We start from the raw sequence: 26,467 nt of genomic DNA, 5'->3' as shown, positions 1-26,467 counted from the left end.
ATGAAGCTGAAGACCAAGATTCATCTATACACTTCGATATCACTGTTGATTTTATTAATTTTGGTTCATACCGCAGTATATCTCATTTTTTCGTCTGCGCTGACATCAAAGGATGCGGCCCGGCTTGCTGATGAGACGGATAACATTGCCGAAGCGCTGCGTGCCGCTGAAACAGAAGGAGTGGCTTTGCAGGATATGCTGCAGGCCTATCTTCCGGCAAATGGCATGGTGCGTGTAGTGAATGGTGATCAAAAAGCCGTTATGACGATCACAAAAGAAAAAGCCTATAAAGATTTTCCTCTCTCTTTTCATAGCGGCGAAACGGCAGATGTGAGGAAACATGACGGCAAGCTGTTTGCCGAGGCTGCTGTTCCGGTGATTTGGACCGATGGACAAGTGGTGTCTCTTCAGCTGGTTGAAAGATTGGAGAACACAGAAGAGAGTCTGTTTCTGCTGAAAATCATCTTAATCGCTGCAAGTGCTGCTGTCTGCATTGCTTCTTTTTTTGCAGGCAGCTTGCTTGCCCGCCGTATCATCAATCCGATCAGACGATTAATGATCACAATGAAAGACATACAGCGAGACAAAGAATTTAAAACGATTTCTTTAGAAGGACAGTCCAACGATGAATTGTATCAAATGGGGCTGACATTTAATGAAATGGCAATGATGCTGAAGGAGCACTATGATAAACAGCAGCAATTTGTTCAAGATGCTTCACACGAATTGAAAACCCCGCTCACTATTATAGAAAGCTACAGCAGTCTGATGAAGCGGTGGGGGGCAAAAAAGCCGGAGGTGCTTGAGGAGTCGATAGAAGCCATTCACTCAGAAGCGGTGCATATGAAAAAACTGACCAATCAGCTTTTGGCGCTGGCCAAAAGCCATCAAGGACTCGAGGTTGATCTGAAAACAATCGATCTGATTGAAGCGGCGCGCGCGGTTATGCAAACGCTCCAGTCCGTTTATCAGCGTGACATATTGCTTGAAACAGATAAAGAGAGCCTGCTTGTAAAGGCTGATGAAGAACGCATCAAGCAGCTGTTGACCATTTTGCTTGATAATGCAATAAAGTATAGTGAAAAGCCTATTGAGATGTCAGCCGGAACGAGGAATGGACGGCCATTTCTATCAGTGAGGGATGAAGGCATCGGAATACCTGAGGAGCATATCCCGCATTTGTTCGAACGGTTCTACCGGGCAGATGAGGCACGAAACAGAAAAACAGGCGGAACGGGTTTAGGCCTTTCCATTGCCAAGCAAATCGCTGATGAGCATGGCATTGAGCTGTCTGTCAAAAGCAAGCCGGGACAAGGAACAGCTGTCACCATGCAATTCAGCGAACAGAATGGGGGAGGCCGATGACTAAAACAATAAAAACAGTATCTTTTGCTGCAGCAGCCATTTTAGTTGTCATCATCTGTACGTTTCTCATCATTCGGCAAACCCATGAGAACGTATTGTCAAAGGAGACTGTCGTAAAAAAAGTTGAAGCCTCTTATGAAGGCAAGGTCACGAAAGCAACACAATCAAAGGATAAAAAAACATATGATATAACCCTTGAAAATCCAAAGGGAACTTACTTTGTAAAAGCAGACGCAATATCGGCTGACATTCTTTCAATGAATAGAGTAAAAGCAGTAAATCCATCTGCCATGACAGAAAAAGAAGCTGAGCATCTTGCGCTTGAGCGGGTGCCGGGAACGGTCAAAAAACAAACACGGCAAAGTCAAGTTGCCACTTATACCATACAAAAAGAAGACGGGAAAACATACGAAGTGAAGGTAGACATGCAGGCAAAAACAGTCTTGTCTGCCGATCAAATCAGCAGCAAAGATCAACAAAAAACGCCGATTACGAAAAAAGAAGCCAAAACAATTGCAGAGCGAAAAACGGGCGGAACAGCGGATGACGCAGATCTCGAAGAAAGTGAGGGCACTCTCATCTTTGAAGTAGACGTTGATCTTCCTGATAATAAGGAAGCGACAGTGAAAATCAATGCCTACACAGGAAAGGTAGCTAACATTGTGTATGAAGACTGACGGTTTCTCATCAAATTCTCATCTTGCTCTCGTTTTCCTTTCATGTTGAGTGTGTAAACTGTACTCATACAAAACAAAGGAGGACTCACAAATGCTCAAGAAAAAATGGATGGTCGGTCTTTTAGCAGGGTGCCTAGCGGCCGGAGGATTCAGCTACAACGCGTTTGCCAAAGAAAACAATGAAAACAGACAGGCTTCTTCTAAGACGGGTGCACTCACTGAACAAGAAGCAGAAGCAATTGCTAAAACAGTTGTTGACGGCACAGTAGAAGACATTGACAGAGACCTTTACAACGGCAAAGAAGTCTATGAAGTGGAGATTGAAAAAGAAGGTGAAGACTACGACGTTTATGTAGATATTCATACAAAACAAGCGCTTAATGACCCGTTAAAGGAGAAAGCAGAACAAGTCGCCATAACCAAAGAAGAAGCTGAAGAAATTGCTTTAAAGCAAACAGGCGGAACCGTAACAGAAAGTAAGCTTGACGAAGATGACGGTGCTTACATCTATGAAATGGAAATCCAAACGAAGCAAGGAACTGAGACAGAATTTGAAATTTCTGCAAAAGATGGACGCATTATCAAACAGGAGATAGATGACTAATCAAAACCCCCGCTGCAGCGGGGGTTTTTCATGATAAGAAATCTTCTTTTGGACAATCTAAGTAGAAAAGGAGGCGAAACGCATGGAAAAGAAAGAGGAGCAATACATCAATCAGGCTGAATATGTCCCTCATCCGACGAAGGAAGGAGAGTATGCCTTATTTCTTCATGAAACGTATCATTTGCTTTCTGATGATGACGAGACACAAACAACAGAATAAGGGCTTAGGCCCTTGTTTTGTTCCGTAATTGTGATGTAAGCGCATTTATTACTTTTTTGAGTTGACACAGCTTGTTTTTTTCTGTAATCTCAGTGTGTCAATTCAATTAGGAACTTCGTTAGGTGAGGCTCCTGTATGGAGATACGCTGCTGCCCAAAAATGTCCAAAGACGCCAATGGGTCAACAGAAATCATCGACATAAGGTGATTTTTAATGCAGCTGGATGCTTGTCCTATGCCATACAGTGCTAAAGCTCTACGATTGAAGGCGCCCGCACGCTTTTTTTGCCGTGCTTCTTTCACCTTCAATCCCGAAGGCTTTTTTTATGCCTTTAAAACGAAACCAATCAAAGGAGGTGCGGAGTATGGATTCTCCCCATTCGAGTCAATCTGAAGAAGTACCCATATACTATGACAGCAAGACAATTGATTACACGATGAGGAGACGAACTGCCGCACCTTCTGGCGAGGCCGGCACGTCTCCGTAGAGGAGGTACGAGTCCCGATGGTTCAAAACATGACCTATGACGAACTCATTTTACGCATCATTATTTTACTTCGAGACGGGAAAATCAGGGATTTCAGAAGTGTTATTGATGAGCTTCAGCCCTATGACATGGCATTTATTTTTAAAGAAATGCCGGAAAAACACCGCGCCCGCTATTTATCTTATTTAACTGTAGACGATATCACTGATATGATCGGGGAGCTGGAACGCGAATTTCAGCTTGTCGTCTTAAATAAAGTCGGAAAAACAAAAGCAACACTGGCGATGAACAAAATGGACAACGATGACCTCGCTCAATTGCTTGAAGAAATGGACGAAGAACTGAAGGAACAGCTTTTGTCCAGCATGGAAGCGTCAGAGTCAAAAGCTGTACAGCTCTTAATGAATTACCCGGCTGATTCAGCGGGACGCATGATGACAAACCGGTATGTGTGGATTCCTCAGCATTACACGGTAAAAGACGCGGTCGTCAAACTGAAAAGCTTCGCTGAAATAGCTGAATCGATCAACTACTTATATGTTATTAATGAAAGCAAACAGCTGGTTGGGGTTCTTTCCTACCGCGATTTGATTCTGGGTGAACCTGAAGAAAAGGTGCAGGATTTAATGTTTACCCGCGTCATATCAGCAGATGCTCTTCAGGACCAGGAAGAAGTTGCCCGCCTGATAGAACGTTACGATTTTTTGGCAATACCGGTTGTAGAAGAAAACAACGTGCTTGTCGGCATTGTGACGGTCGATGATATTATCGACGTCGTTATTCGGGAAGCTGATGAGGATTACGAAAAATTTGCAGCTTCCGGTAAAGACATCACCTTTGACACAAAAGCTTACGTGGCGGCATACCGGCGCCTGCCATGGCTGATTTTACTCTTGTTTATCGGACTGATTTCAGGAAGCATTATCAGCTATTTTGAAGACGCGCTGAAGCAGGTTGTCGCGCTTGCGTTTTTCATGCCGATGGTGTCAGGGATGACAGGAAATACGGGAACACAATCTCTCGCGGTTGTCATCAGAGGTTTGTCTAAAGAAGAAATGAACAAAAAAACGATTGTGCGCCTGATCTTCCGGGAGTTCAGAACAAGTATTTTTATCGGAGCGGTTTGTTCTGTGCTGATTGCGATTGTCTCCATCATATGGCAGGGGAATGCGCTTTTGGGATTTGTTGTCGCCTCTTCACTGTTCTTAACCTTAATCATCGGCACGATGTCAGGAACGATTATCCCTATTATTTTGCACAAACTGAAAGTAGACCCGGCGATTGCTTCTGGACCGCTGATTACAACGTTAAACGATATTTTATCTTTATTAATCTACTTTGGCATTGCCACTGCATTCATTCACTCATTATAAACGTAAAAAGTCCGTCTCAACTGCGAGCCGGACTTTTATTATTTAACGGTTTTTGTACCGAAAGTGAGCATTAAGCTGCCCCTCCAGCATTTTTTTCCGCACTTGCGGATCGTTTTTTAACATCTGTTCTTTTTTGCGCATATCCTTTAAAATCTCTGCCGTCTGTACGCCGTCTTCACGCTTATTGGCGATATCCATCAGCCGCTCCACATCGGCAAAAGAGTATTTTCTTGTCCCCCTTGAAGAACGCTGCGGGTAAATGAGCTTTCGTTCCTCATAATACCTGATCTGTCTTACGGACAATCCTGTCAATTCACTCACAATTCCGATTGAAATCACTTTTTTGTCTTTATAAGAATGATCTTCTGTGGTCATTTTTCCACCCCTGGATGTCTTTTGATAATAGTATATAAAAAACAAAGAGAAAAAACCTGACGCTTGTCATATTTTCTAACATCAAATAGAAGATTTTTGAAAAAATACGGAAGAAAAATTAACAAGAATAATGCGTAACACCCAAGCGCGTTTTATCCTTTATGTAACGAATCAAACGAGGAGGAAGGATAATCATGGAGGAAGAAAAGGCGGTCTCACTGGCAAAAGAAATTATAGAGTTGGATATCAAGCGTGATGAAATGCTGGAGACGTTTATGCAGCTTGCCGGAGAACAGGCTTTTCAATTATTAAGATCGGTTCAAAACGGACAATACCGAAAATCTTCGTAAACATAAATTCTTTACATTAGATTCATACCACGTTCATTTAAAAAGAGTATCTTTTGTATAGGATACCTCAAAATGAAGGAGGACGCTATGAGTAATTTATTGAAATCCGCTTTAGAAAAAGAACGACGCCATTATTCTGAAAAACTCTATCAGATTGGGGTTTATAATAAAGAGGTCATGAACAAAATGACGATTTCTGAGCTTCGGAAAGAATACGCTTATTTCTTTCGAAGCATTACAAATCATAAAAATTATCCTTATACAAGATAATGTATAAGGATTTTTTTGCTTTTAGAAGGAATTTCTCGAATTATAGCGAATACGTATAGTAAGGGACTGAACTCTTATTATATGTAAGGGTTTTCATTATTTTTTTATAAAAATCCTATATACGAGGTAGATATGATGAGATTATCGTTTAACGAAGAAGAAGTTGAGCGTGCGATGAATTTGTACAGAGTTTTTGCAAGGGCTTTCAAAAGTGTGTCCGAACATAGTATCCGTGATAGCAAAGAGCACGGTTTTAATCCCACTGAATTTGCTGTACTGGAGCTCCTGTACACAAGAGGCCCGCAAAAATTACAGCAAATTGGGTCGAGACTTCTGCTTGTAAGCGGAAACGTCACATATGTTATTGACAAACTAGAAAGAAACGGGTTTTTAGTAAGGGAGCAGGACCCGAAAGATAAACGCTCTGTTTACGCACATTTAACTGACAAGGGAAATGAGTATTTGGATAAAATTTATCCGATTCATGCACTGCGTATTGCGAGAGCGTTTTCAGGTCTTTCGCCTGATGAACAGGACCAGCTGATCGTCCTGCTCAAGAAAGCAGGCATACACAGCCAGCATTTGCTGTTTCGTTAACTATTCTACACTCTCTATTTCAGGAGAGTGTTTTTTTGTTTCCATATGATTCTTTTTAAAACATCTTCAATCTTCCTATCAGACATTTCGCCAAGGTATCCATTGACGTGTTTTTTATACTCCTTCATCTGTTCGTTCGATTGAAAAAATACCGCGATATACTCTTCTGCTTTCTGCATGTCCCAGTTTCTCATATCTGTGACGAGCTTCCTTTCATGTAGAAGGTTTAAATTCATTTCCTCCTGTCCCGGCAGTGCATGATAAATAAATACCGGAAGCCGTTTCTGTAAGCATTCACTGATGGTCACGCCTCCGGGTTTAGTCATGATGCCTGTCGCCTGTTCGTACAAACGGTTCATCTCTGCTTTGCTGTGAAGGTAAGGAATTGCCTCAATCAAGGGGTGGTGTAAACTTTTGACATAGGAGTAGAGCTTTTCGTTTCTGCCGCATAATATTTTGTATAAGATCTTTCCGCCTGGCGACAGTTCCTGCACCCATTTTAAAATCCCACCGACCCCCATGCTGCCTCCTGTGATGATGATGGTATATGGCGAGTGGTGCTGCAAGGTATCTGCTGATTCCATTTCAAAATTTCGGTGAACTGGAATGCCGGTCAAGTATATGTTGTTCTGATCGATCCCCTCTGATATTAGCTGCTTCTTTACTTCCGTGCTCGGAACAAAATGGTAATCAATGTTCTTCCGTCCCCATAATTGATTCACGAAAAAATCAGTGTATACATTCACAACCGTCAGATTCGGATATTCAGGCTTTAGTCGGTTCAGCAGATAAGAAGGCAGCGCATGTGTGCAGAAGGCGATATCAGGCTGTTTTTCTTGGAGGATGTGCCTCATTTGCTGTGTGAACAGCCATTCGTACATGAAATAGCGTTTGTCATGCTGAAATTCTCCGCAGGCGAGGAGCCTGTAAATGCCGCTGTACGTTTTCGGGAAATATTGAATCCATTTTAAATAAGCCACGGAGGACAATTTTTCTAAACGGCTATACGCATGTGAAAAGATATCAATCTTTTCAGCTGCCAGCCCTTGAGACTCTAATTCAGCCTGCAATGCATCAGCCACATGATGATGGCCGGTGGAAATGCTTAAAAAAGGAAAAATGAGAATGTTTTTCATGACAGTCCTCCTAAAAAAATATGGCAACTATATTTTGAGGAGAACGTTCACAAAATATAAGGGTGTTTTTGATCATAAGGAAGGTGAAAAGATGAAAACTTGTTTCCTTTCCATATGGAGAGTGGTTGACCCGATTTATTTCTTTTTTTCAAGGCTGACCTTGGTTGACAAAGATCGTAAAAGCGTCTTTCGAGTCAGGCTGACGAAGTACAAAGGACATCATGTCGTGCTTAGCGACGGAACGCATATAAGAAAAAATGATGTGCTCGTTAAAATCCACCTGCATAACATAAAGCTGATCAGGGAGCTGCAAAGCATTGAGAGCGCAGTCAGAAAGGGAATCATTATTTATCAGAAAGTATATCAATCGATGCCGCTTCTTCTTGACTATATTAACAATCATAAAAAAAGCGAGAAAATCAAAGGAATCATTGGGATTACAATGCTTGACAAAGGTGTGGAAAGGCTCGGCTTTGATGTGATCACCCCGGTGAATCCTTTTTACAGATGTTTTAAAAAAGTGTCCCATGTGCCGATTTTATATTTGACTTCAAAGCCTGTGAGCTTGCGGCATTTACCGAATTCATCCTATTTGTTTATCTCAAAAGAAAAGCTGCAGAAAACCTATCAAAAAAAAGACTGATGCCTCGGTCAGCACAGTCTTTTTTGATTAAATCTGATGAAATGTCACTTCAGGACGGCTTCCGACACGGATATTTACGCCGGTTTGTCCCAAGCCCTCGCTGATATAAAATGGTTTATCGTGATGATAATGAAGGCCTTTAATCATGTTCATTCGCACGAGCTTTCCCATTTTCACCAAATGATACGGTTTTGGCCAGTGAATTTGCCCGCCGTGAAAATGCCCTGACAGCAGGTAATCATAATGAACATCCTTCATATCCAGAATAATATTTGGGTCATGTGTTAAGACAAGATGATAGCCATTTTCCAGACTTTGATAAGAGCCGTTGATATTACTCCGATTCGTACTGTAATCATCAATGCCAATAATATTGACTGGCCCTGCAGCCGTCTCGATTCGAACATGTTCATTTTGCAGCGTGATACAGCCGTTTTCCTCTAAAACTCGCTTCAATCTCTGAAAGTCCTCTTCTTTCAATACATAATCGTGGTTACCGAACACCGCGTACATTCCATATGCAGGCTTCAGCTTTTGCAAGGCGTTCAAGTAACCTGCCAGCTTCGGAATATTACGTTTCCGATCAAGAAAATCCCCGGTAAGAGCAATGATGTCCACAGGCTGATCTTTTGTTAAATGATACAGCTTCTCAGGTGAGACAGAAATGTTTTCCAAGTGAAGATCTGATAAATGAAGGATATTTAATTTTTTTCTGGCTGGAAGGCCGTCTTTTTGGTCGATTGAAATGGTGTTGACTTTCACATCTTTTGTATTGCGGTTCGCTTTATATAGAAATGGCACAAATACGAGTATGGCCAATGAAAGTAAGATTGTAAACAAAATATATCCCCTCCCTTCTATCAGTATAGTAAGTGATCAAGCCCTATGGATAGCGGGAATTAATGGGTAGAGACAGGTTGAAAAACGGATTGTCATATGATGAATGATTTGGAAGGGAAAAGGGATAATAAATTTTGACACATGAGGCAGAACATGCCGACGGAGTCAGAATAACAAATGGATGTGTAAGCAATGTTACGATTGATGAGACAACAAAAAAAAGAAACATATTATCTCTGGATCGCATTATTTCTTCTTTTATTGTATGTATCCCCGCTTTTTATTTTAAAGGAAGATGCCCATATCCGGGTCCACGATAATTTAGATTCCAACATCGCTTGGTACAAGGTTCTGGCCGATAGCGGAGAAATCGTCGGCAAGGTTGACGCTGCCATTCCGCAAATCATTAACGGGCTGCCCCGGGATGCCTTTGGCACCGAGTGGAGCGGAATTGTTTGGCTCCATGCTTTCTTTTCTTCCATGACCGCCTATGCAATAAGCCAGACGGTTACAAGAGTTGTCGCTTTTTTTGGAATGTATGTACTGCTGAAGAAACATATAATCCCGGAACCAAAAGCGGCTTTCATTCGAATTGGCGTATCGCTTGCATTTGCCTTAACACCTTTCTGGCCTTCGGGAATGCTGAGTACGCTTGGGTATCCTTTGGCACTGTGGGCTTTTTTAAATATCCGAAAAGGGGATATCTCATGGAGAGAGTGGCTGACGCTGGGCTTGCTCCCTCTATACTCAAGCTTTGTTCTAGGCTTTTTCTTTTTCCTGGCAGGGATGGCGTGTTTTTGGCTGTATGATGCCATTACAAAAAGAAGATGGAATTTGATGTTCTTAGGCAGTATTGCATTTATGACGAGTATTTATCTTTTCGTTGAATATCGGCTTGTCTATTCGATGCTGTTTGAGCACGCACCGATGCATCGTATCGAATTTATCTCATCCAGGCATGACGTTTGGCATTCTCTTCGGCTATCCGTAAAAAACTTTGTCTATGGCCATAATCATGTGATGACCGTTCATACCGTTGTCATCCTTCCGATCCTGCTGGTCGTATTTGCTGCTCTGCTGTTCAAACGAAATCGGACAAAGCCAGAAAATGTTTATCTGTTTTTATGTGTGCTTAATTATGGATTGTCATTATGGTATGCGTTTTGGTTCAACAAAATTTGGGCTGTTCCAAAGCAGAAATTTGCCTTTTTAGCTGAATTTAATTTTGCCCGTTTTCATTTTCTTCGGCCGCTTGTTATATACGTGAGCTTTGCGCTTGCTTTATATCTCATTTGGCGGATGGGGAAAGGATGGAAATGGCTTGTGTACGCCGCAGTCGCTGCACAGCTGATGGTGTTGGCGCCTTTTAATGAAGAATATACGTATGGCGTTCATTACAACGCGCCGACATTCAAGGAGTTTTATGCATCGGAGCAATTCAAAGAGATTAAGGAATATATCGGACGTCCGCAGGATTCGTACAGGGTGGCGAGCATCGGACTGCATCCGTCTATCGCCCAATATAACGGGTTTTATACGTTAGATACGTATAACAATCTGTATCCGCTTTCATATAAATATGAATTTAGGAAAATCATCGAAAAAGAGCTGGAAAAAAATTCTCGGCTGAAACAATACTTTGATGAATGGGGCAGCCGCTGCTACCTTTTTGTCGATGAACTCGGTAAACGATATGATTTCAAAAAGAACTCGAAGAAAACGATCAACAACCTTCAATTAAATACAGATGTATTTAAAAAAATGGGCGGACGGTACATTTTTTCTTCAGTTCCGATCATGAATGCTGAACAAAACCATCTCGCGCTCGTAAAGACGTTTGACCATAAAGATTCCGCCTGGCGCATTTATTTATATGAAACAAGATAAGGAGGATATCGATTGAAACAGTCACAGCCAGTATTAACCATCGTCGTCCCGTGTTTCAATGAAGAGGAAGTGTTTCAAGAAACAAGCTGTCAGCTGACAGAGGTTGTAGATGATTTAATTGAAGAAAAATTAATTGCTGAAGACAGTAAAATTCTGTTTGTCGATGATGGCAGCAAAGACCGCACTTGGGCTTTAATTGCTATGGAGAGCATAAGAAACAAGAAGGTTACCGGCTTAAAATTAGCCTGCAATGTCGGCCACCAAAAAGCGCTTTTAGCCGGACTGCATAAAGCGAAGAATAGGTCAGACTGCGTCATTTCGATCGATGCTGATCTTCAGGACGACATCTCTGTGATCCGGGATTTTATGCTGAAGTATCATGAGGGCTGCGAGATCGTTTACGGTGTACGCCGGAGCAGAAAAACCGATACCTTTTTCAAGCGCACGACCGCGTTAGGGTTTTATCGTCTCATGAATAAGCTTGGGATTAAATTAATTTATAATCATGCTGATTTTCGTTTAATGAATAAAAGGTCCCTTGAAGAGCTTGAGCGTTATCCGGAAGCGAATCTGTTTTTAAGAGGTATTGTCCCTATGATCGGCTTTAAATCGGCCGAAGTGTTGTATGACCGCAAGGAACGCTTTGCCGGCAAAACGAAATATCCGCTGAAAAAGATGCTATCCTTCGCTTTTAACGGGATTACTTCATTCAGTGTCGCACCAATTCGATTCTTTACGCTTTTAGGGTTTGTTTTGTTTTTCCTCAGCGCTGTGGCAGGGATTGGCGCGTTTATTCAAAAGCTGCTCGGCCATACGAATGCAGGCTGGGCGTCTCTCATCATATCCATTTGGTTTTTGGGCGGGTTGCAATTGATGGGAATTGGCATCATCGGAGAGTATATTGGAACGATTTTTTCTGAAGTGAAAAGACGGCCGAAATACGCGATTGATATTGATTTGTATAATGAGCAGCTGAGCCCGCTCCAGCGCCAGGAAAAAGAGCGGTTAGAAAAAAAGTACAGTTAAACGGAAAGAGCTGACTTCATTAGTCAGCTCTTTTTCTTTAACTGATGCAATATGGCGCTAAGCGGTTCGTCTTGCGGGTTGCGGTAAAAATCAAAAAATGGGCAGCCCTGCTTCTTAATTCGATCGATGACCGTATCAATTGTAAACAGAGCGGGTGTTAAAGATGATTGCACCTCATGCCAGTAGAGAGGGGCTGCGACAGTCCCAAGCTCATTTCCTCTCGTCGAATAAGGACAGATAATCGTTTTTCCTTCTGCATGCTGCAAATAATCAAGATACAATTTGCCGTGTCTGTTTTTAATCAAGCGTTCAGTGGTAAATAGCTCGGGAAATGCATTGGTGCAGTACTCTGCGATCAGCTGCGTAAATTGGCGTGTTTCTTCATACGTAAATGCCTCGGGAGACAAGGGAATATAAAGCTGGATGCCTTTGTTGCCGGACAGCTTCGGGTACGATGTGATGCCAAAGGAATCCAACAGCCGCTTCAGTTCATTTGCGGCCTGCACGGCCATAAGAAAGTCATCTCGCGAAGGCGGGTCTAAATCAATGACAATCTCAGCCGGACGCCTGCTTTTAATGGTTTGAAAAGGAACGTGAAACTCCAAAGCAAGCTGGTTACAAAGCCATAGCAATGTAGACATATCCTCACAGACAATATGTTCATGGCTTCCATCATAGAAAGATTGAACAAAATCCGGCGCATAGTCCGGCTTGTTTTTTTGGAAAAATGATTCGCTCCTAGATCCATGCGGATAGCGGATGACGGTGACAGCCCGGTTTTTCAGAAATGGGAGCAGATAGTCACTGACTTCAATCATATACTGAATAAAATCTTCTTTTGTTTTTTTATTCTTTTCAAATATGATTTTATCCAGGCTTGTGAACTGGAGCTTTGGGTGAACCGGTTTGGAGTGTCGTATGACTTGCGCATATGTGCATTCGGTCCAGTCCATTTGGAATTCGAAACCGATAAACGATACCTCTCTTAATGTGCCTTGGAGAATTGTTAAGTATTGAACAGCTGCACAAATCGAAGGTTCAAGCGTAAATTCGCCTGAGGGTGTTTGCTGTCCGTGCTGTTCCATAATCTCGCGTATAGCGCTTTTTTCCTCATCGCGCATTCCGTGCGAGACAGAGGCAATCGGTGTCATTATTCCGTTTTTTAACACAGATACCGTCAGAAACCCGTTGTTAGGGTTGAACCCTGTTATGCAAACATAAGCTTGTTTAAAGTTTTTATATTTGAGCCAATCGGACGACCGCTTCTTTTCAAGCCATTTGCTGTTTGTTTTCTTCGCTACAATTCCTTCTCCGTCATATTTTATTACCATCTCCCAGAGTTGATCAAAATGATCATAACAGGGAATGGATTGAATGGTTTCTTTTGCGTAAGGATCTGGAGATGCAGGAAGCTTTGCTGCGGATATGAGTTCACGCAGAGATTTTTTGCGGTCCAAATACGAAAGAAGCGTTACATCTTCTCCGCTTCGCTCTAACAAATCAAAGGCGAGAAAGCAGCACGGCCGCGCGTTTGCCGATTCCTGAATCTTGTCTGGCCTTTTCAAACGCCCCCGCACTTGAAGGTGTTCAAAATCTGCACGACAAGGATTCACCAAACATACGATTTCACCATCAAGTGTCAGCGGAAGCTCTTTTTCCATGTGCTGAAAGGCAGTTTTGGCGAATTGTGTGATTTCAGGGAAGGTGCTGCTGAGCTCCACACCATTTCTGCTGGTTAAGGTCACACCTGAAGAATGGATGCGGAGAATACAGCGGTACCCATCATATTTTACTTCGTAACGCCATTCTGCTCCGATTGGCGGTGACGAAGTTAAGATCGGCTGCATGGTAAACGCCATGGGCTATGACGTGCCGGAGGCTTTTTTTCTAGTTGTTTTTTGTTTTTTATCTCCGGCTCCTTTCGGTTCAGCGGCTTGTGCAGGTGCGGCAGCCGGTGTCTCCCTGTTCGGCCTTCTGGTTCTGTCAATGCTGGCTTGCAGAGCGCTTACCAGGTCAATGACATCTTCACGAGGTGGCGCTTTATCAGGAGTGACGGCCGTTTCTTTATTTTCTAGCTTGTCGTTGACTCTTTGCAGCAGCGCCTGTCGGTACGTGTCTTCATATTTCTTAGGCTCAAACTCAGCAGTCAGTTCATCTATTAAAGTGATAGCGGTTTGCAGTTCCTTATCGTTTACATTCGATTGATCAGGTACACCTGGGACATGAGCGGCGCTTCTGACCTCATCCGGATAATGGATAGACTCCATGACGATACAATTTTCATAAACGCGGAGAATCGCCAGCTGCTGCTTTGACCTGATTGTCATATTGGCGATACCGATCTTTCCGGTTGAGCGCAGCGCCTCACGCAGCAGGGTATAGGCCTTTGTCCCATTATCCCCGGGGCCGACAAAGTAGGAGCGGTTAAAATAAATCGGATCAATTTCCTGAAGCTGAACAAAGTCAACAATCTCAACTGCTTTCTCCTCATGCTCCTGTTTTAAGCTTTTTAAATCTTCGTCCGTCAGCACTACATATTTCCCTTTTACATATTCATATCCCTTCACAATTTCATCAGGACTAAGAGTTTTTTCGCAATTTGTGCAAACTTTCTCGTATTTGATTGGTGCGTGATCCTCTTTATGGAGGCTGCGCAGTTTAATATCTTTATCTTCTGTGGCCGCATATAGCTTGATGGGGATGTTTACTAATCCGAAGCTGATCGATCCCTTCCACATTGTATGCATATCGATAAACCCCTTTTTTTCTTTAGTGTGAAGAGAAGGAGTACGATTCATGTGTAGTAACTTATGGGTGAAAAAAATCCGGCGCTGTTATTGCGACGGCTGTTCAATAATGAATTGTTCGAATTGTTCCGGAGGTATTGGCCTGCTGAAAAAGAAGCCCTGCAAATGGTCGCAGCCTTTTTCATATAGAAGCTGCTTTTGAGCTGCATTTTCCACACCTTCGGCAATCACCTGCAAAGACAGCTGATGCCCCATGGCAATAATAGCTCCGGTAATTTGCTCTGATTTAGGATGGGTCTGAATATCGTCAATAAATGATTTGTCAATCTTCAGCCTGTGAATCGGGAAGTCCTTCAAATAGCTAAGGGAGCTGTGACCAGTACCGAAATCGTCAATACTGATTCTGATTCCTAATTCTGTAAGGGATGACAAAACCTTTTTGGAGTGATCGAGATTGTCCATTGTCATGCTTTCCGTCACCTCCACTTCAAGAAGCTGCGGAGGAAGCTGGTATTTATTAAGCGTATCCTTGATGAGGGGAATCAGATCTTCGGATTGGAACTGTCTGGCGGAAATATTAATGGCGACAGAAAGATCATAGCCTTTGTCGTGCCAAATCCTTGCCTGCTTGCATGCTTCATCTATAATCCACTTTCCGATATCAATAATAAGTCCCGTTTCTTCTGCGACACCGATGAATTCTCCGGGCGGACGCAGTTGCCCGTCTGGTGTCACAAGGCGTATCAGTGCTTCTGCTCCTGTCATTTTTTGTTTTTTTACACTGAATTGCGGCTGATAATGCAAGACAAATCTATCGTTTTCGATTGCTTCTCTGAGTACCATCTCTTGGTTAAGCTTGACGGTTTCTTTGTTGCCAATTGAAAAAGAATAGTATCTGTATTTGCTTTTGTTTCGTTCTTTAGCCGCATACATCGCCATATCAGCCTTTTTCATCAATTCAAGGCCATCAGTCCCGTCTTTTGGAGATATCGCAATCCCGATACTGACAGATGTGACAAGGGTGTGATCTTGAATCTTGAAAGGTTTTTTGAATTTTTGGATAATTTTTCTTGCTAAAACATCTGCTTCGCCTGTTCCTGTATTGGCGTCTGTTAATATAATAATAAATTCATCACCGCCAAGACGGGCGATAAATCCGTTATCAGGGACTACAGATGACAAACGTTTAGCCGCAAACTGAAGCAGTTGATCGCCGACATTATGCCCTAATGCATCGTTAATCACTTTAAACCGGTTTAAGTCGAGAAAGAAAACAACGGTGTTATAATGCAAGGTATGCTCGCGATTCAGTACCTTTGTTAGATGAGAGATGGCATGTCTTCTGTTAGGTAAGTCTGTAAGCGAATCATAATGAGCCATTCTATGGATTTCTTTTTCTGCTTTGTACTGCTTCGTCATGTCTTTGCAAATGACATAAATGCTGTCTAGTTCCTGATTGACCTCAACAGGTATAAGCGTAATATTTAAGTGAAACTGGCCTTTTTCAGTGATAAGATCGCTATCGCTGTTCATCGCTTGTTTATCTTTTTTAACTTGCTCAAAAAGGCGCTTAATCTTCTGTGATGTGTAATTCCTCCAGTCATGCATGCTGAAGCCAAATTTGCTGATCATTTCCTCACCAGCGTGATTGGAAGATATTATGTCTCCTTCTAATGATAAAATAAAGATTGCATCAATATTGTGGACGATTAAAGACTGAAATCGCTGTTCGTTATCTTTTATGCGTTCGCTCTGTTTAATAAACTTTCGATCTGCATGGGAACTGAATAACAATAACGTTTGGATACAAAAAATAATTAAAGTAACAAAAATTGACCAATGAAACGTTTGCACCTCCATATGGCTTCCGGGCGGAGCCATGTCCTTATGGAAAGTTGCCGCAAGCATCCCTGTGTAGTGCATGCCCGAAATCCCAATGCCCATTACAATTGAACTGACGACTTTATAGAATATAAGATGCTCAGAATGTTTTTTCACGGCCAAGTCAAAGAATATTTTTAACGAGACGAAAGAGGCTGCAATCGCAATGATAATTGAAACTGTAAATAAAATCGGTTCGTAAATAATCATTACCCGGGAAATGGCAGACATTCCGATATAGTGCATAGAAGCAATAGATGCGCCAAGCACAACTGATCCGGTAAGCAGTCTGTAATATGTAAGAATGTGCCGGCTGACAAAATATAATGACACAAATGATCCCGAAACAGATGCGCCAATGGCTGCCATTAAAGGCATGAATTCATATTCCATCGGCATTTCCATATGGACCGCCATCATCCCTACAAAATGCATTGACCAAATACCGAATCCCATAATAAGTGAGCCGCCGATCAGCCAAATTTTACTTTTTAAGCCTGTATTGATGGTGACTTTCCTTGAAAGTTCAAGGGAAATATACGAGGCGGTACAGGCGATAAGAAAAGATAAACATATGAGCGTCGTATTATATGTAACGTGTATTTCCAAATGGAGATTCCCCCCGTATCGTGTGTTCCAGTCTTGTTGACTCTCTTTATTATCGGCTGCTTAACCGCAGAGTTTCAGCCTTCAAAACGATAGAAATACGAGGGAGATCTATTTTTAGTTCAACTGACCGTGAAAAATGTGTTAAAATCATCTTGACGTTTTCCAAAAAAACAAAAATGTATGATACATAAACATGAAACAAGGGAGTTGGTGGCTATCGAAGAGCTGGTTATGTCATGGATAGAAGCATTTAAAAGCTTATCTTATTTTGGAATATTTCTAGCGCTCAGTATTGAGTTTATCCCGGCCGAAGTCGTCTTGCCGCTTGCGGGCTATTGGGTATCTAAAGGCGATATGACACTTGCCGGCGTTGTTTTGGCAGGATCGCTTGGGGGAGTGGCCGGTCCGCTTACGCTGTATTGGATAGGCCGGTACGGAGGAAGGCCGTTTCTTGAACGTTTTGGGAAGTATCTCTTTATTAAACCTGAAGCGCTTGATAAGTCAGATGAATTTTTCAAAAAACATGGAGGCTTTGTCGCCTTCAGCGGCCGTTTCTTGCCTGGCATCAGGACATTGATTTCCATACCGTGCGGAATTGCAAAAATGAATGTTTGGGTGTTTTCGCTTTATACATTCATTGCTATGCTTCCGATTACATTTGTATATGTTTATCTCGGTGTGAAGCTCGGTGAAAATTGGAAGGAAGTCGGCTCTATTCTTGATCAATATATGCTTCCGATCGGGATAGCCATTTTGGTGCTTTTCCTGCTCTACTTACTGATGAAAAAGAGGAAGAAACGCACGCACTCCGAACAATTATCTGTATTTTTGAAAAATAAACGTTGACAAATCATTGCGCTGCGCATATCATTGACGTATAAAATCATATTTCTTGAAATCCCAAAGGGGAGTAGCGTCCGGAATGTATTCCGGAAACAAAGTCGTCATTTCATGGATTGTATCCATCGGCTTTGTTGGCATGCCTGAATTCATGTCTAGCAAGACCTTTGCCTTATGTCGGCAAAGGTCTTTTTTGCATGGTCCGGCCGGCATAAGATCGGATGAAGAGAAAGAAAACAACTTTTTTGGGAGGGTATCATTTATGGATGCAGCATTATTATTAGAGTATGGTTGGGTTCTTCTCGTCTTGATCGGGCTGGAAGGGATTTTAGCCGCCGATAACGCGCTGGTTATGGCGGTAATGGTAAAACATTTGCCGGAGGAAAAAAGAAAAAAAGCGTTATTTTATGGATTGGCAGGGGCTTTTGTTCTGCGATTTGGCTCTTTATTCGCCATTTCATTTTTGGTCAACGTATGGCAGGTTCAAGCGATTGGCGCGATCTATTTGCTGTATATCTCAGCAAGCCACTTATTGAAAAGATATGTATTTAAGAAAGAAGACACACATAAAGAGACGAAGCAAAGCGGTTTTTGGCCGACTGTTTTAAAAGTTGAACTGGCAGATATCGCGTTTGCTGTTGATTCCATCTTAGCAGCAGTAGCGCTGGCGGTTACACTTCCTGGGACATCACTCCCGAAGATCGGCGGACTTGACGGAGGACAATTTCTCGTCATTTTGGCCGGCGGTATCATCGGACTGGTGATCATGCGGTTTGCGGCTTCCATGTTTGTGAAGTTATTAAAGGAACGTCCAAGCCTAGAAACAGCAGCCTTTGTGATTGTCGGCTGGGTCGGAGTGAAGCTTGCTTTATATACGCTTGCCCATCGCGACATAGCGGTTGTTTCTGAGCACTTTATCCATTCTGGAACATGGAAGCTGATATTCTGGGGTGTCTTAGCAGCAATCGCGGTTTGCGGCTGGTTTATGTCAGGTGGGAAAAAACAGCCGGAGGGCGCACAAAACGAACAAAAAAACAGCACCCGTGAACGGGCGTAATCTGAAAGACTCTGCTTAAAAGCAGAGTCTTTTTGTGTTTGAAGCGTTTTCATAAGCGAAATAAAATAACATTTTTATAACATCTTTGTTACAAAAAACACGCATAAAACCCCCTTAATTCTTTAGAAAGGCACGAAATCATGTATAGGACGTCAGAATGGTTTGTCATAATTGAGACATTGGAAATCAATATTTCTTTTTCTCCTTTGCGAATCCCTATCAAATTAGCTATCATTAATGAGTAGTTATAGGGAGGAACTGAGGTGAAACCAGTGCTTAGCCTTTTGTTTAAATTGGGAAAAAAGAAGCAAACACTTGAAAAAGCTGTTGAGAGTATACAAAAAGGCAATAAAGATCTGCAAAATGAATTAATACAGCAATATAAGCCATTTATCGCAAAGACGGTTTCATCCGTTTGTAAACGATATATAGATGAAAAAGACGATGAGTTCAGTATTGGACTGATCGCGTTTAATGAAGCTATAGAAAAATATTCACCTGAAAAAGGAAATTCTCTGCTCGCATTTGCTGAGCTTATTATAAAAAGAAAAGTCATTGATTACATTAGAAAAGAAGCCAGAAGCGCACAAAATATAAATATCGATTTACAGGAAGGAGACGATCAGGAGTCATCACAAAGCCTGATTGAAGCCGAGCTTTCCATAGATGAATACCGCCGTCAGATTGAACAGGAGCAGAGGCGGGAGGAAATCCTCTATTTTCAAAAGCAGCTCAAGGATTATGGTTTATCGTTTAAAGAACTGCTTGAAAATTCTCCAAAGCACACGGATGCAAGGCAAAACGCCATAAAGGTGGCAATGACGCTTGTTGAACATGAAGAATTGGCCGCTATCCTGTATACAAAGAAGCAGCTTCCGGTCAAACAGCTTGAACAGCTTGTCTCTGTAAGCCGAAAAACGATTGAGAGAAACAGAAAATATATTATTGCGATGTGTATTATCATTACGGGTGATTATATTTATTTAAAAGATTATCTTAAAGGGGTGCTGCACTCATGAGAAGAGGGATTATAGTAGAGAAAAATAAAAAATTCGTCACGTTGCTGACCCCTGACGGACAATTTTTAAAAGCCAAAAATGATCGACACAGCTATGAAATCGGAGAAGAAATCATGCTTCCGAGTGAAACACGCATGGGCAGAAGGGCCAGCTTTTTTGATTTTTTTAAACTGCGCCCTTTCAAAATGGGGATTTTTACGATGACTGCTATTATGCTCTTTATTTTTATAGTTCTCCCCGTTTTTTCTAATAATAAGGCCTATGCGTATATGACAATCGATATCAATCCAAGCGTCGAAATGGCGTTAAACAGCGATTATGAAGTGATTGAACTGACGCCTCTAAACGATGAGGGACAGAAAGTCGTGAATGATATAGATGATTGGGAGAAGACTGATTTTAAAAAGGTGATTGACGATATTATAACCGACTGCAGTGAACACGGGTATGTAAAGAAATCGAAAGAAATATTGATTTCCACTGTTTATGAAAACACAGAAGACAATACATATAAAAAGGCTGTGAAAAAACAGCTGAATGATGTGACTGAAAAATATAAAACGACATACCGCATGGAATCTCTCGAGTCAGATATGCAAACGAGGGAAAAAGCGAAGAAAGAAGGCGTCTCAACAGGCAGCTACATCAAATCAAATGAAAAGAATGACAATAAAGATTTAAAAGATGACTCCAGCAAACCATCCGGGGAAGAGGATCAAAAGAGTGATGAAAATGAGGATGAAAACAACGATCAAACTGACACCCAGGACAGCAAGCAAGGAGATAATGAACAGCTGAATGATGCGGATTCCGGAGACCAGAAAGAAGATAAAGCGGATGACCAGATTGATGATAGTGACAAAGATAAAAAAATAAAGGAATCAGATGAAAATACAAATACCGAAAAAGATGGGGACCATGAGCAAACCCCAATACAAGATCCTCAAGATAAAGGAAATGAAAATAACGGCGCTGACAAGGGTCAAAGCCAATATCACAGGGACTGGAACAATGGTGAACAAGGCAAGAACCGTTCTTCGTCCAGAAGGGATAACGCTTCAGACCGACGTAATCCAAACGGCTACAGCAGTGATAATAATTCAGCTCAAAATGAAGATTCGCCGAGTGCCCCCGGCGAATAAAGACCTGAATTTATTTAGTTGTGCCATTTAATTGTGATTGTGCTTGCTGTACCAGCCGCTTTGTCATTTCTCCGCCTACAGAGCCGTTAGCGCGTGCGACTGTATCAGAACCAAGGTTCACACCGAATTCTTGAGCCACTTCGAGTTTAAATTGGTCTAGTGCCTGCTCCACCCCTGGAACAACGAGTTTATTTCTGCTCGCCATCTTTTTCATCTCCTTTTTCGATAAAGAAATTCTTAACGCGTATTTAGTTTGAAATATACGGGGTTTATTTATGCTGGCAATTGTTGTGGAGAAAAATAAAACCCCGGCCTCTGAGCCGGGGTGACGCAGACTATAGAATGTCTGCTGTCATTTTATGTGCGGTTGCCTGAATATGGAACGTCAAAATGGAGAGAACTGTAATGGCGATAATTTGTCTGATTTTAAGCCATTGGCCGTCATTCAGTTCTTCAAAACGGTGACGGAGACGCTCTGTCTCCTGTTCGGCGATCTCCTGTAGATTGGATTCTTTCATAGAAGGAGTATCTTGGTGATGGATGGCATCAAGCACATATGCGCAGCTTTCATAATAAGCAATCGGGCTGATGACATCATCAGATCTGTCTGAGATTGTGTTAAAGGCCACTTTTAAAATAGCCCGTATGTGTTCAAAGTCATAAATGGATTTTAAATCACGTACAATTAAAAGAATAACTGCCTGTTCAACTGAGTATTTTTTGCCCAGCTCAGGGTGTCCGATCAGATCTTTGATATCACGCTTTACCCAGTTTTGAATCGCGGTTGACTTTAACGAAGTCAGCTCGCATAAGTTGCCAAGCTCTACGATTTCATTTGTAGAAAGACCGTATTCTTTTTTCTGTTTTTTTCGTTCGTATCTTGTAAGAAATTCAGGAATTTCTAGATGATTGGCTGCTTTTTCTGCTGACATGTTCGCTGATTGGACGAGAATGTCGAGCGGGCTATGTTCTCCTTGTCCTTTTAGGGAATAGAGCAGCCGCACCATATCGGTTCGAGAGAGTTTAAAAATGTTCATTGTTCACCTCTTTAAACAATTTGACGCGGATATAGGTCTATGTATAAATTCAAAGTTCAAGCGTCAGCAAATTACATTAACATCATACGTCGAATTCCTTGCATTTTCAAATGGATGTTTTATAATTTAAATATACGGGTTCTTTTGAACTTAAAATAACGGAGGTTGTTATGGCGAAAAGAATTTTTCTGTTTATTCTAACGAATATTTTGGTGCTTACAACAATCGGGATCGTTTTGTCTGTTTTAAGCTCTGTTACAGGAGTCGGGACGTATTTTACAGCTGATGGCGGTATCGATCCAATGGCGCTTCTTGTGTTCAGTTTAGTCGTTGGATTTGTCGGTTCCTTTACGTCTCTTGCGATGTCCAGATGGATGGCAAAGACGATGATGGGCGTCAGAGTGCTGAATCCGAAAAAACACTCGCTCAGCTATGAGGAACAGCAATTGGTTGATCGTGTTCACAGATTAAGCCGCTCTGCCGGTTTAACGAAAATGCCGGAAGTCGGGATTTACCGTTCACCTGAAGTAAACGCGTTTGCGACTGGACCGTCAAAACGCCGTTCACTTGTCGCAGTATCGTCAGGGCTGCTGGAGCAGATGGATGACGCAGCGGTTGAAGGTGTGCTTGCCCACGAGGTCGCGCATATCACAAATGGTGATATGGTAACAATGACGCTTTTACAAGGTATCGTTAATACCTTTGTCGTCTTTTTATCGCGTATTGCCGCTTGGATAGCAAGCCGTTTTGTCAAAGAAGATCTAGCACCGATCGTTCATTTTATTGCAATGATTATTTTTCAGATTGTCTTTTCGATACTTGGCAGCCTGGTTGTGTTTGCGTATTCACGCCATCGTGAATTCCATGCTGACAGGGGAGGAGCGGATCTTGCCGGCAAGGACAAGATGATTCATGCGCTGCGGACGCTTAAAAGCTATTCTTCCCGGATTATGGAAGACGATCAGACAGCTGTCCAAACGTTAAAGATTAATGGCAAGAAGCGCTCTTCGCTTTTCTCTACTCACCCTGATTTAGATGAGCGAATCAGACGGCTGGAAGCTAAATAATACAAACACATTGTTCCTCTGAGAGAATTCTCAGAGGTTTTTTATTTTATCCATTGACTAAAATCATAAAAAAATAAGCAAGTTAAGAAAATGTTTCGTAAAAGCCTTTAAAAATGGACCTAATATCTTTAGAATAATTACCGTACTTAAAAAGAGAGGCAGAAGGATTTTACATGAGATTAAAGTTTGGAAAATTGATACAGGCCTTGTCACCGGCCCAGCTGATCGCATTATATTATTTTCTTGCAGTTACTGTGGCCGTTATATTGCTGAGTTTGCCGGCGGCCCATAAACCGGGGGCAGATTGGACGTTTATTGATGCGCTTTTTACAGCTGTCAGTTCAGTCAGTGTAACGGGGCTGACAGTTGTTGATACAGCTGATACATTCAGCACAATAGGGATTTTTATATTAGCATTTGTTCTGCAATTTGGCGGAATCGGAATTATGACGCTCGGAACGTTCATTTGGCTGATCATGGGAAAACGAATCGGGCTGAAAGAACGGAAGCTGATTATGGTTGATCAAAACCAATCCCAGTTTTCAGGAATTGTCAATCTGATGAAGCAGGTACTGTTTCTGATCTTGTGGATTGAATTTTTTGGCGGGCTGATACTCGGCACATATTTCTTAACCTACTATGACTCCTATCAGGAAGCCTATTTACACGGATTTTTTGCCAGTATCAGTGCAACGACAAACGGCGGATTTGATATTACCGGTAATTCGATGATTCCATTTCGCCACGATTACTTTGTGCAGTTTATTACAATGCTTTTAATTATATTTGGAGCGATTGGATTTCCCGTGCTTGTTGAAGTAAAGGATTTCCTGTTTTCAAAGCATCGGCGTTATCCATTTACGCTTTTTACAAAGATCACGACGATTACGTTCGGCTCACTTGTCTTGTTTGGAGCCATTGGCATCTTTGCCCTGGAAGCAAACCATGCGTTCGTAGGAAAATCATGGCATGATGTTTTGTTTTTGTCCCTGTTTCAATCAACGGCAACCCGAAGCGGGGGGCTGGCAACAATCGATATCAGCCAATTATCAGATTCCACACTCTTTTTTATTTGTGCGCTGATGTTTATTGGAGCGTCGCCAAGCTCAGTCGGGGGAGGCATACGGACAACGACTTTTGCTTTGAACCTTCTTGCGCTGTTTCATTTTGCCCGCGGCAATAAGGCCGTAAAGGTATTCAAACGGGAGCTTCACCCTGCTGACTTGATGAAGTCGCTTGTTGTCACGATGATGGCGATCCTGCTCGTTTTTGGCGCGACACTCATTCTGACCATTACAGAAAAGCATTCCCTGCTGGAGCTTTTGTTTGAAGTGTGCTCGGCATTCGGTACAACCGGCCTGTCGCTTGGAATTACGGCAGATTTGAGCAGTGTTGGAAAATGCGTCATTATGATTGTCATGTTTATCGGGCGAATCGGCATTCTAACCTTCCTGTATCTGATCGGAAGAAAGGAAATTGAAGCGAACTATCACTATCCGAAAGAAAGAGTGATTATCGGATAGGCAAAACACCGCATACTTTGCGGTGTTTTTTGATTGCCAAAAAAAAGATGTGTGCCTCCTGTTCAGTTGGAGAACCTAACTTCGACAGGTGCAATTTACGCTCCTGCATCTTAAAATGTCTGAAAACTGGCGAGGAGGATTCGTATGAAGCGTAAAGCTGAAGTGAATGAAGCCATTAAAAATAACAATACACCTACCGAGAGCATGGACCCCAATTCATATAAGACACAATATCATGACGACCCCAATTTTAGAGGGGCAAACCGCAATTCCAAACAGGGCCAGCAGGGAGGCATGTAGTTGTGAAGAAAAACCGTCATAGCAGAGACATGCAAAATCATAAAAAGCCTATGAATAAAAAGGTGCTGGAGGAAGAGTTCTCAAGTGAACTTGGGGATTACAATGCCGGGAAGATCATCGAAACGCTGGAAGTCACCAAGCCTGAAAAGAAAAAAGAAAAAAACAAAAATAAAAAACAAAAATAAAAAAGACCTCTTAGGCGGCGTCCGCTTAAGAGGTGCTTTTTCTATTTTAAATAAGCATTTTTGCCCGTTCCTCTGACAAATTGCAATAAGTTGGTCATCCTCAGCTCAATGAAGGGCTGAGCGACTGTCTTAACAAAGTTGCTGGAGAGGACTGATGTCAGGGCTGCTGTTAAAAGCAAGAGGATCACTAAGCTTTGATAGTCAGTAAGCCAATCCTCAAGCCCGACCTGCCGTAATGTTTTAATAATAAACCCGTGAAGCAGATACACGTAAAATGTCCGGGTTCCCCATTTGGTAAAGAAATACCTTTTTTGCGGAACAAGCGCTAAAAAGCTGAAGGTTGCCCCAAAGGCGAGTACATACCAGCCGATTCGGGATAGTCCGCTTACCAGGGTAACGTCTCCAAATGAAGAATACGGTTTTGAACCAAACAGAAAAGAATAGTCAAAATCGATGCCCCAGCAGATGACGAATACTGCGGCAAGCACTCCGAGCGCAATTTGTTTGCCGCGTTTTGATCTCAATAAATCAAAATGATGTTTATTTAAATAAAAACCGACAAGGAACATCGGTAAGAATACGAATGTCCGTGACAAGCTCAGCGTGCTGCTGACAAAGTCCAGATAACCGATCAGCACGGCGATTCCGCAGCTGACAAACAGCGCCCACTGTTTTGAAAGCTTTGAAAAAGGATATAGGAGCAGGTTCCAAAAGAATAAGCTTACAAGAAACCATAACGACCATTGCGGATCAATCGGGTTCACATTTGCCATGCTTTCATCTTGCATAATGTAATAAAAGACGGAATAAATGATTTGGAAAATCAAATACGGAATAATCAGCTTGACCGCCAGCTTTTTTACATATCCCGCCCGTTTAAAGCCTTTCGCGAAATAACCGGATACAAGAATAAATGCAGGCATATGGAATGTGTAAATGAACTTGTAGAGGTAGAGCATAAAATGATTATCATTAATAAAGGAACGAAGGATATGACCGAATACAACAAGGAATATTAATAAAAATTTTGCGTTATCGAAATAACTGTCCCGCGATTTACTCATAGCATCACCTTCTCTTTCATCAATCACTAAGAGATTATTCCCTGCTGGTACATATTTTAAAATAAAAGATGAAAAAGGAATCTAAAAAAATGCTGATTGTTAGGTCGATGTAAAGTGACGGTAAGGATCGTAGAAAATGTCTTCGT

Annotated in this window: 29 protein-coding genes and 1 riboswitch; of the genes, 20 read left to right on the top strand and 9 right to left on the bottom strand. The window is 42.0% G+C overall.

What is annotated here, in order from left to right; genetic code table 11:
- The 6 genes from ykoH to mgtE all read left to right on the top strand — a co-directional run bounded on the left by ykoH (window position 1) and on the right by mgtE (window position 4,726).
- Window positions 1-1,365: a two-component system sensor histidine kinase YkoH gene (ykoH, locus tag NYE22_RS15075; protein ID WP_064671308.1), complete on the top strand. Its 1,365-nt coding sequence runs from the start codon at window positions 1-3 to the stop codon at window positions 1,363-1,365.
- The gene (locus tag NYE22_RS15070) at window positions 1,362-2,042 is read left to right on the top strand and encodes a PepSY domain-containing protein (RefSeq protein WP_003244905.1); all 681 of its coding nucleotides are present in this window, start codon (window positions 1,362-1,364) and stop codon (window positions 2,040-2,042) included. The genes ykoH and NYE22_RS15070 overlap by 4 nt, the downstream gene beginning before the upstream one ends.
- A gap of 91 nt (window positions 2,043-2,133) precedes the next feature.
- Window positions 2,134-2,646 (top strand): PepSY domain-containing protein, encoded by a 513-nt coding sequence (locus NYE22_RS15065; protein ID WP_077670673.1) that lies wholly within the window; start codon window positions 2,134-2,136, stop codon window positions 2,644-2,646.
- An 82-nt stretch (window positions 2,647-2,728) separates the two neighbouring features.
- Window positions 2,729-2,866: a transcriptional regulator SplA domain-containing protein gene (locus NYE22_RS15060; RefSeq protein WP_342411948.1), complete on the top strand. Its 138-nt coding sequence runs from the start codon at window positions 2,729-2,731 to the stop codon at window positions 2,864-2,866.
- A 107-nt stretch (window positions 2,867-2,973) separates the two neighbouring features.
- Window positions 2,974-3,139: riboswitch (M-box (ykoK) riboswitch) on the top strand.
- A gap of 91 nt (window positions 3,140-3,230) precedes the next feature.
- Window positions 3,231-3,353, top strand: coding sequence for a hypothetical protein (locus NYE22_RS15055; RefSeq protein WP_009967087.1), 123 nt, complete (start codon window positions 3,231-3,233; stop codon window positions 3,351-3,353).
- Between the two features lie 17 nt (window positions 3,354-3,370).
- Complete coding sequence (gene mgtE, locus NYE22_RS15050) at window positions 3,371-4,726, top strand: magnesium transporter (RefSeq protein WP_003232543.1); 1,356 nt, start codon at window positions 3,371-3,373, stop codon at window positions 4,724-4,726.
- A gap of 42 nt (window positions 4,727-4,768) precedes the next feature.
- On the opposite strand, the gene tnrA is transcribed toward mgtE, so the two are convergent.
- Complete coding sequence (tnrA, locus tag NYE22_RS15045; RefSeq protein ID WP_003232541.1) at window positions 4,769-5,101, bottom strand: MerR family transcriptional regulator TnrA; 333 nt, start codon at window positions 5,099-5,101, stop codon at window positions 4,769-4,771.
- A gap of 194 nt (window positions 5,102-5,295) precedes the next feature.
- Between tnrA and NYE22_RS15040 the strand changes: the two genes are divergently transcribed.
- From NYE22_RS15040 to NYE22_RS15030, 3 genes are all read left to right on the top strand, one after another.
- Complete coding sequence (locus tag NYE22_RS15040; protein ID WP_003232538.1) at window positions 5,296-5,451, top strand: hypothetical protein; 156 nt, start codon at window positions 5,296-5,298, stop codon at window positions 5,449-5,451.
- 87 nt (window positions 5,452-5,538) lie between these two features.
- The gene (gene ykoL / locus NYE22_RS15035; RefSeq protein WP_003245766.1) at window positions 5,539-5,721 is read left to right on the top strand and encodes a stress response protein YkoL; all 183 of its coding nucleotides are present in this window, start codon (window positions 5,539-5,541) and stop codon (window positions 5,719-5,721) included.
- Window positions 5,722-5,853: 132 nt separating this feature from the next.
- The gene (locus NYE22_RS15030) at window positions 5,854-6,318 is read left to right on the top strand and encodes a MarR family transcriptional regulator (RefSeq protein WP_003232536.1); all 465 of its coding nucleotides are present in this window, start codon (window positions 5,854-5,856) and stop codon (window positions 6,316-6,318) included.
- A 14-nt stretch (window positions 6,319-6,332) separates the two neighbouring features.
- On the opposite strand, the gene NYE22_RS15025 is transcribed toward NYE22_RS15030, so the two are convergent.
- Window positions 6,333-7,454, bottom strand: a complete 1,122-nt coding sequence (locus NYE22_RS15025; protein WP_041850907.1) for a glycosyl transferase — start codon at window positions 7,452-7,454, stop codon at window positions 6,333-6,335.
- 91 nt (window positions 7,455-7,545) lie between these two features.
- Here NYE22_RS15025 and NYE22_RS15020 point away from each other — a divergent pair, with 91 nt between their 5' ends.
- A complete protein-coding gene (locus NYE22_RS15020; protein WP_031314982.1) occupies window positions 7,546-8,097 on the top strand; it encodes a hypothetical protein in 552 nt (183 codons plus the stop codon).
- A gap of 27 nt (window positions 8,098-8,124) precedes the next feature.
- Here NYE22_RS15020 and NYE22_RS15015 read toward each other — a convergent pair whose 3' ends face one another.
- Window positions 8,125-8,937, bottom strand: coding sequence for a metallophosphoesterase (locus NYE22_RS15015; RefSeq protein WP_342411947.1), 813 nt, complete (start codon window positions 8,935-8,937; stop codon window positions 8,125-8,127).
- 192 nt (window positions 8,938-9,129) lie between these two features.
- Here NYE22_RS15015 and NYE22_RS15010 point away from each other — a divergent pair, with 192 nt between their 5' ends.
- Entirely contained in the window at window positions 9,130-10,824 is a 1,695-nt protein-coding gene (locus NYE22_RS15010; protein WP_014479610.1) for a DUF6044 family protein, read from the top strand.
- Between the two features lie 12 nt (window positions 10,825-10,836).
- On the top strand, window positions 10,837-11,850 hold the full coding sequence (locus tag NYE22_RS15005) for a glycosyltransferase family 2 protein (protein ID WP_021479427.1): 1,014 nt from the start codon (window positions 10,837-10,839) through the stop codon (window positions 11,848-11,850).
- A gap of 23 nt (window positions 11,851-11,873) precedes the next feature.
- On the opposite strand, the gene NYE22_RS15000 is transcribed toward NYE22_RS15005, so the two are convergent.
- From NYE22_RS15000 to NYE22_RS14990, 3 genes are read right to left on the bottom strand one after another with little or no spacing between them, the layout of a single operon-like run.
- Window positions 11,874-13,709 (bottom strand): DNA ligase D, encoded by a 1,836-nt coding sequence (locus NYE22_RS15000; protein ID WP_342411946.1) that lies wholly within the window; start codon window positions 13,707-13,709, stop codon window positions 11,874-11,876.
- 3 nt (window positions 13,710-13,712) lie between these two features.
- On the bottom strand, window positions 13,713-14,648 hold the full coding sequence (locus tag NYE22_RS14995) for a Ku protein (protein WP_074794217.1): 936 nt from the start codon (window positions 14,646-14,648) through the stop codon (window positions 13,713-13,715).
- 36 nt (window positions 14,649-14,684) lie between these two features.
- The gene (locus NYE22_RS14990; protein WP_342411945.1) at window positions 14,685-17,087 is read right to left on the bottom strand and encodes an EAL domain-containing protein; all 2,403 of its coding nucleotides are present in this window, start codon (window positions 17,085-17,087) and stop codon (window positions 14,685-14,687) included.
- A gap of 180 nt (window positions 17,088-17,267) precedes the next feature.
- Here NYE22_RS14990 and NYE22_RS14985 point away from each other — a divergent pair, with 180 nt between their 5' ends.
- From NYE22_RS14985 to rsgI, 4 genes are all read left to right on the top strand, one after another.
- Window positions 17,268-17,933 (top strand): DedA family protein, encoded by a 666-nt coding sequence (locus NYE22_RS14985; RefSeq protein ID WP_342411944.1) that lies wholly within the window; start codon window positions 17,268-17,270, stop codon window positions 17,931-17,933.
- Between the two features lie 76 nt (window positions 17,934-18,009).
- Window positions 18,010-18,984 (top strand): TerC family protein, encoded by a 975-nt coding sequence (locus NYE22_RS14980; protein WP_009967096.1) that lies wholly within the window; start codon window positions 18,010-18,012, stop codon window positions 18,982-18,984.
- A 263-nt stretch (window positions 18,985-19,247) separates the two neighbouring features.
- The gene (gene sigI, locus NYE22_RS14975; RefSeq protein ID WP_003245855.1) at window positions 19,248-20,003 is read left to right on the top strand and encodes an RNA polymerase sigma factor SigI; all 756 of its coding nucleotides are present in this window, start codon (window positions 19,248-19,250) and stop codon (window positions 20,001-20,003) included.
- Window positions 20,000-21,145, top strand: coding sequence for an anti-sigma-I factor RsgI (gene rsgI / locus NYE22_RS14970; RefSeq protein WP_032725586.1), 1,146 nt, complete (start codon window positions 20,000-20,002; stop codon window positions 21,143-21,145). Before sigI ends, rsgI begins: the two co-directional genes overlap by 4 nt.
- Window positions 21,146-21,155: 10 nt before the next feature.
- On the opposite strand, the gene sspD is transcribed toward rsgI, so the two are convergent.
- Complete coding sequence (gene sspD, locus NYE22_RS14965; protein ID WP_003218568.1) at window positions 21,156-21,350, bottom strand: acid-soluble spore protein SspD; 195 nt, start codon at window positions 21,348-21,350, stop codon at window positions 21,156-21,158.
- 130 nt (window positions 21,351-21,480) lie between these two features.
- The gene (htpK, locus tag NYE22_RS14960) at window positions 21,481-22,182 is read right to left on the bottom strand and encodes a transcriptional regulator HtpK (protein ID WP_021479421.1); all 702 of its coding nucleotides are present in this window, start codon (window positions 22,180-22,182) and stop codon (window positions 21,481-21,483) included.
- Between the two features lie 170 nt (window positions 22,183-22,352).
- Here htpK and htpX point away from each other — a divergent pair, with 170 nt between their 5' ends.
- The 4 genes from htpX to NYE22_RS14940 all read left to right on the top strand — a co-directional run bounded on the left by htpX (window position 22,353) and on the right by NYE22_RS14940 (window position 25,257).
- Window positions 22,353-23,249 (top strand): protease HtpX, encoded by an 897-nt coding sequence (gene htpX, locus NYE22_RS14955; protein WP_003232513.1) that lies wholly within the window; start codon window positions 22,353-22,355, stop codon window positions 23,247-23,249.
- A 173-nt stretch (window positions 23,250-23,422) separates the two neighbouring features.
- Complete coding sequence (gene ktrD / locus NYE22_RS14950; protein WP_342411943.1) at window positions 23,423-24,772, top strand: Ktr system potassium transporter KtrD; 1,350 nt, start codon at window positions 23,423-23,425, stop codon at window positions 24,770-24,772.
- A gap of 144 nt (window positions 24,773-24,916) precedes the next feature.
- Entirely contained in the window at window positions 24,917-25,072 is a 156-nt protein-coding gene (locus NYE22_RS14945; protein ID WP_003232510.1) for a hypothetical protein, read from the top strand.
- Window positions 25,073-25,074: 2 nt separating this feature from the next.
- Entirely contained in the window at window positions 25,075-25,257 is a 183-nt protein-coding gene (locus tag NYE22_RS14940) for a hypothetical protein (RefSeq protein ID WP_015715779.1), read from the top strand.
- Between the two features lie 41 nt (window positions 25,258-25,298).
- Here the strand turns inward: NYE22_RS14940 and NYE22_RS14935 are convergent, their stop codons facing one another.
- Window positions 25,299-26,321, bottom strand: coding sequence for an acyltransferase family protein (locus tag NYE22_RS14935; RefSeq protein ID WP_342411942.1), 1,023 nt, complete (start codon window positions 26,319-26,321; stop codon window positions 25,299-25,301).
- Between the last annotated feature and the right edge of the window lie 146 nt (window positions 26,322-26,467).

Origin of the sequence: Bacillus sp. FSL K6-1560, from assembly GCF_038592935.1 — a bacterium.
GTDB lineage: Bacteria > Bacillota > Bacilli > Bacillales > Bacillaceae > Bacillus > Bacillus subtilis.
Note: the sequence above shows the minus strand (reverse complement) of the source record. Positions and strands in the feature narration are given on the sequence as shown.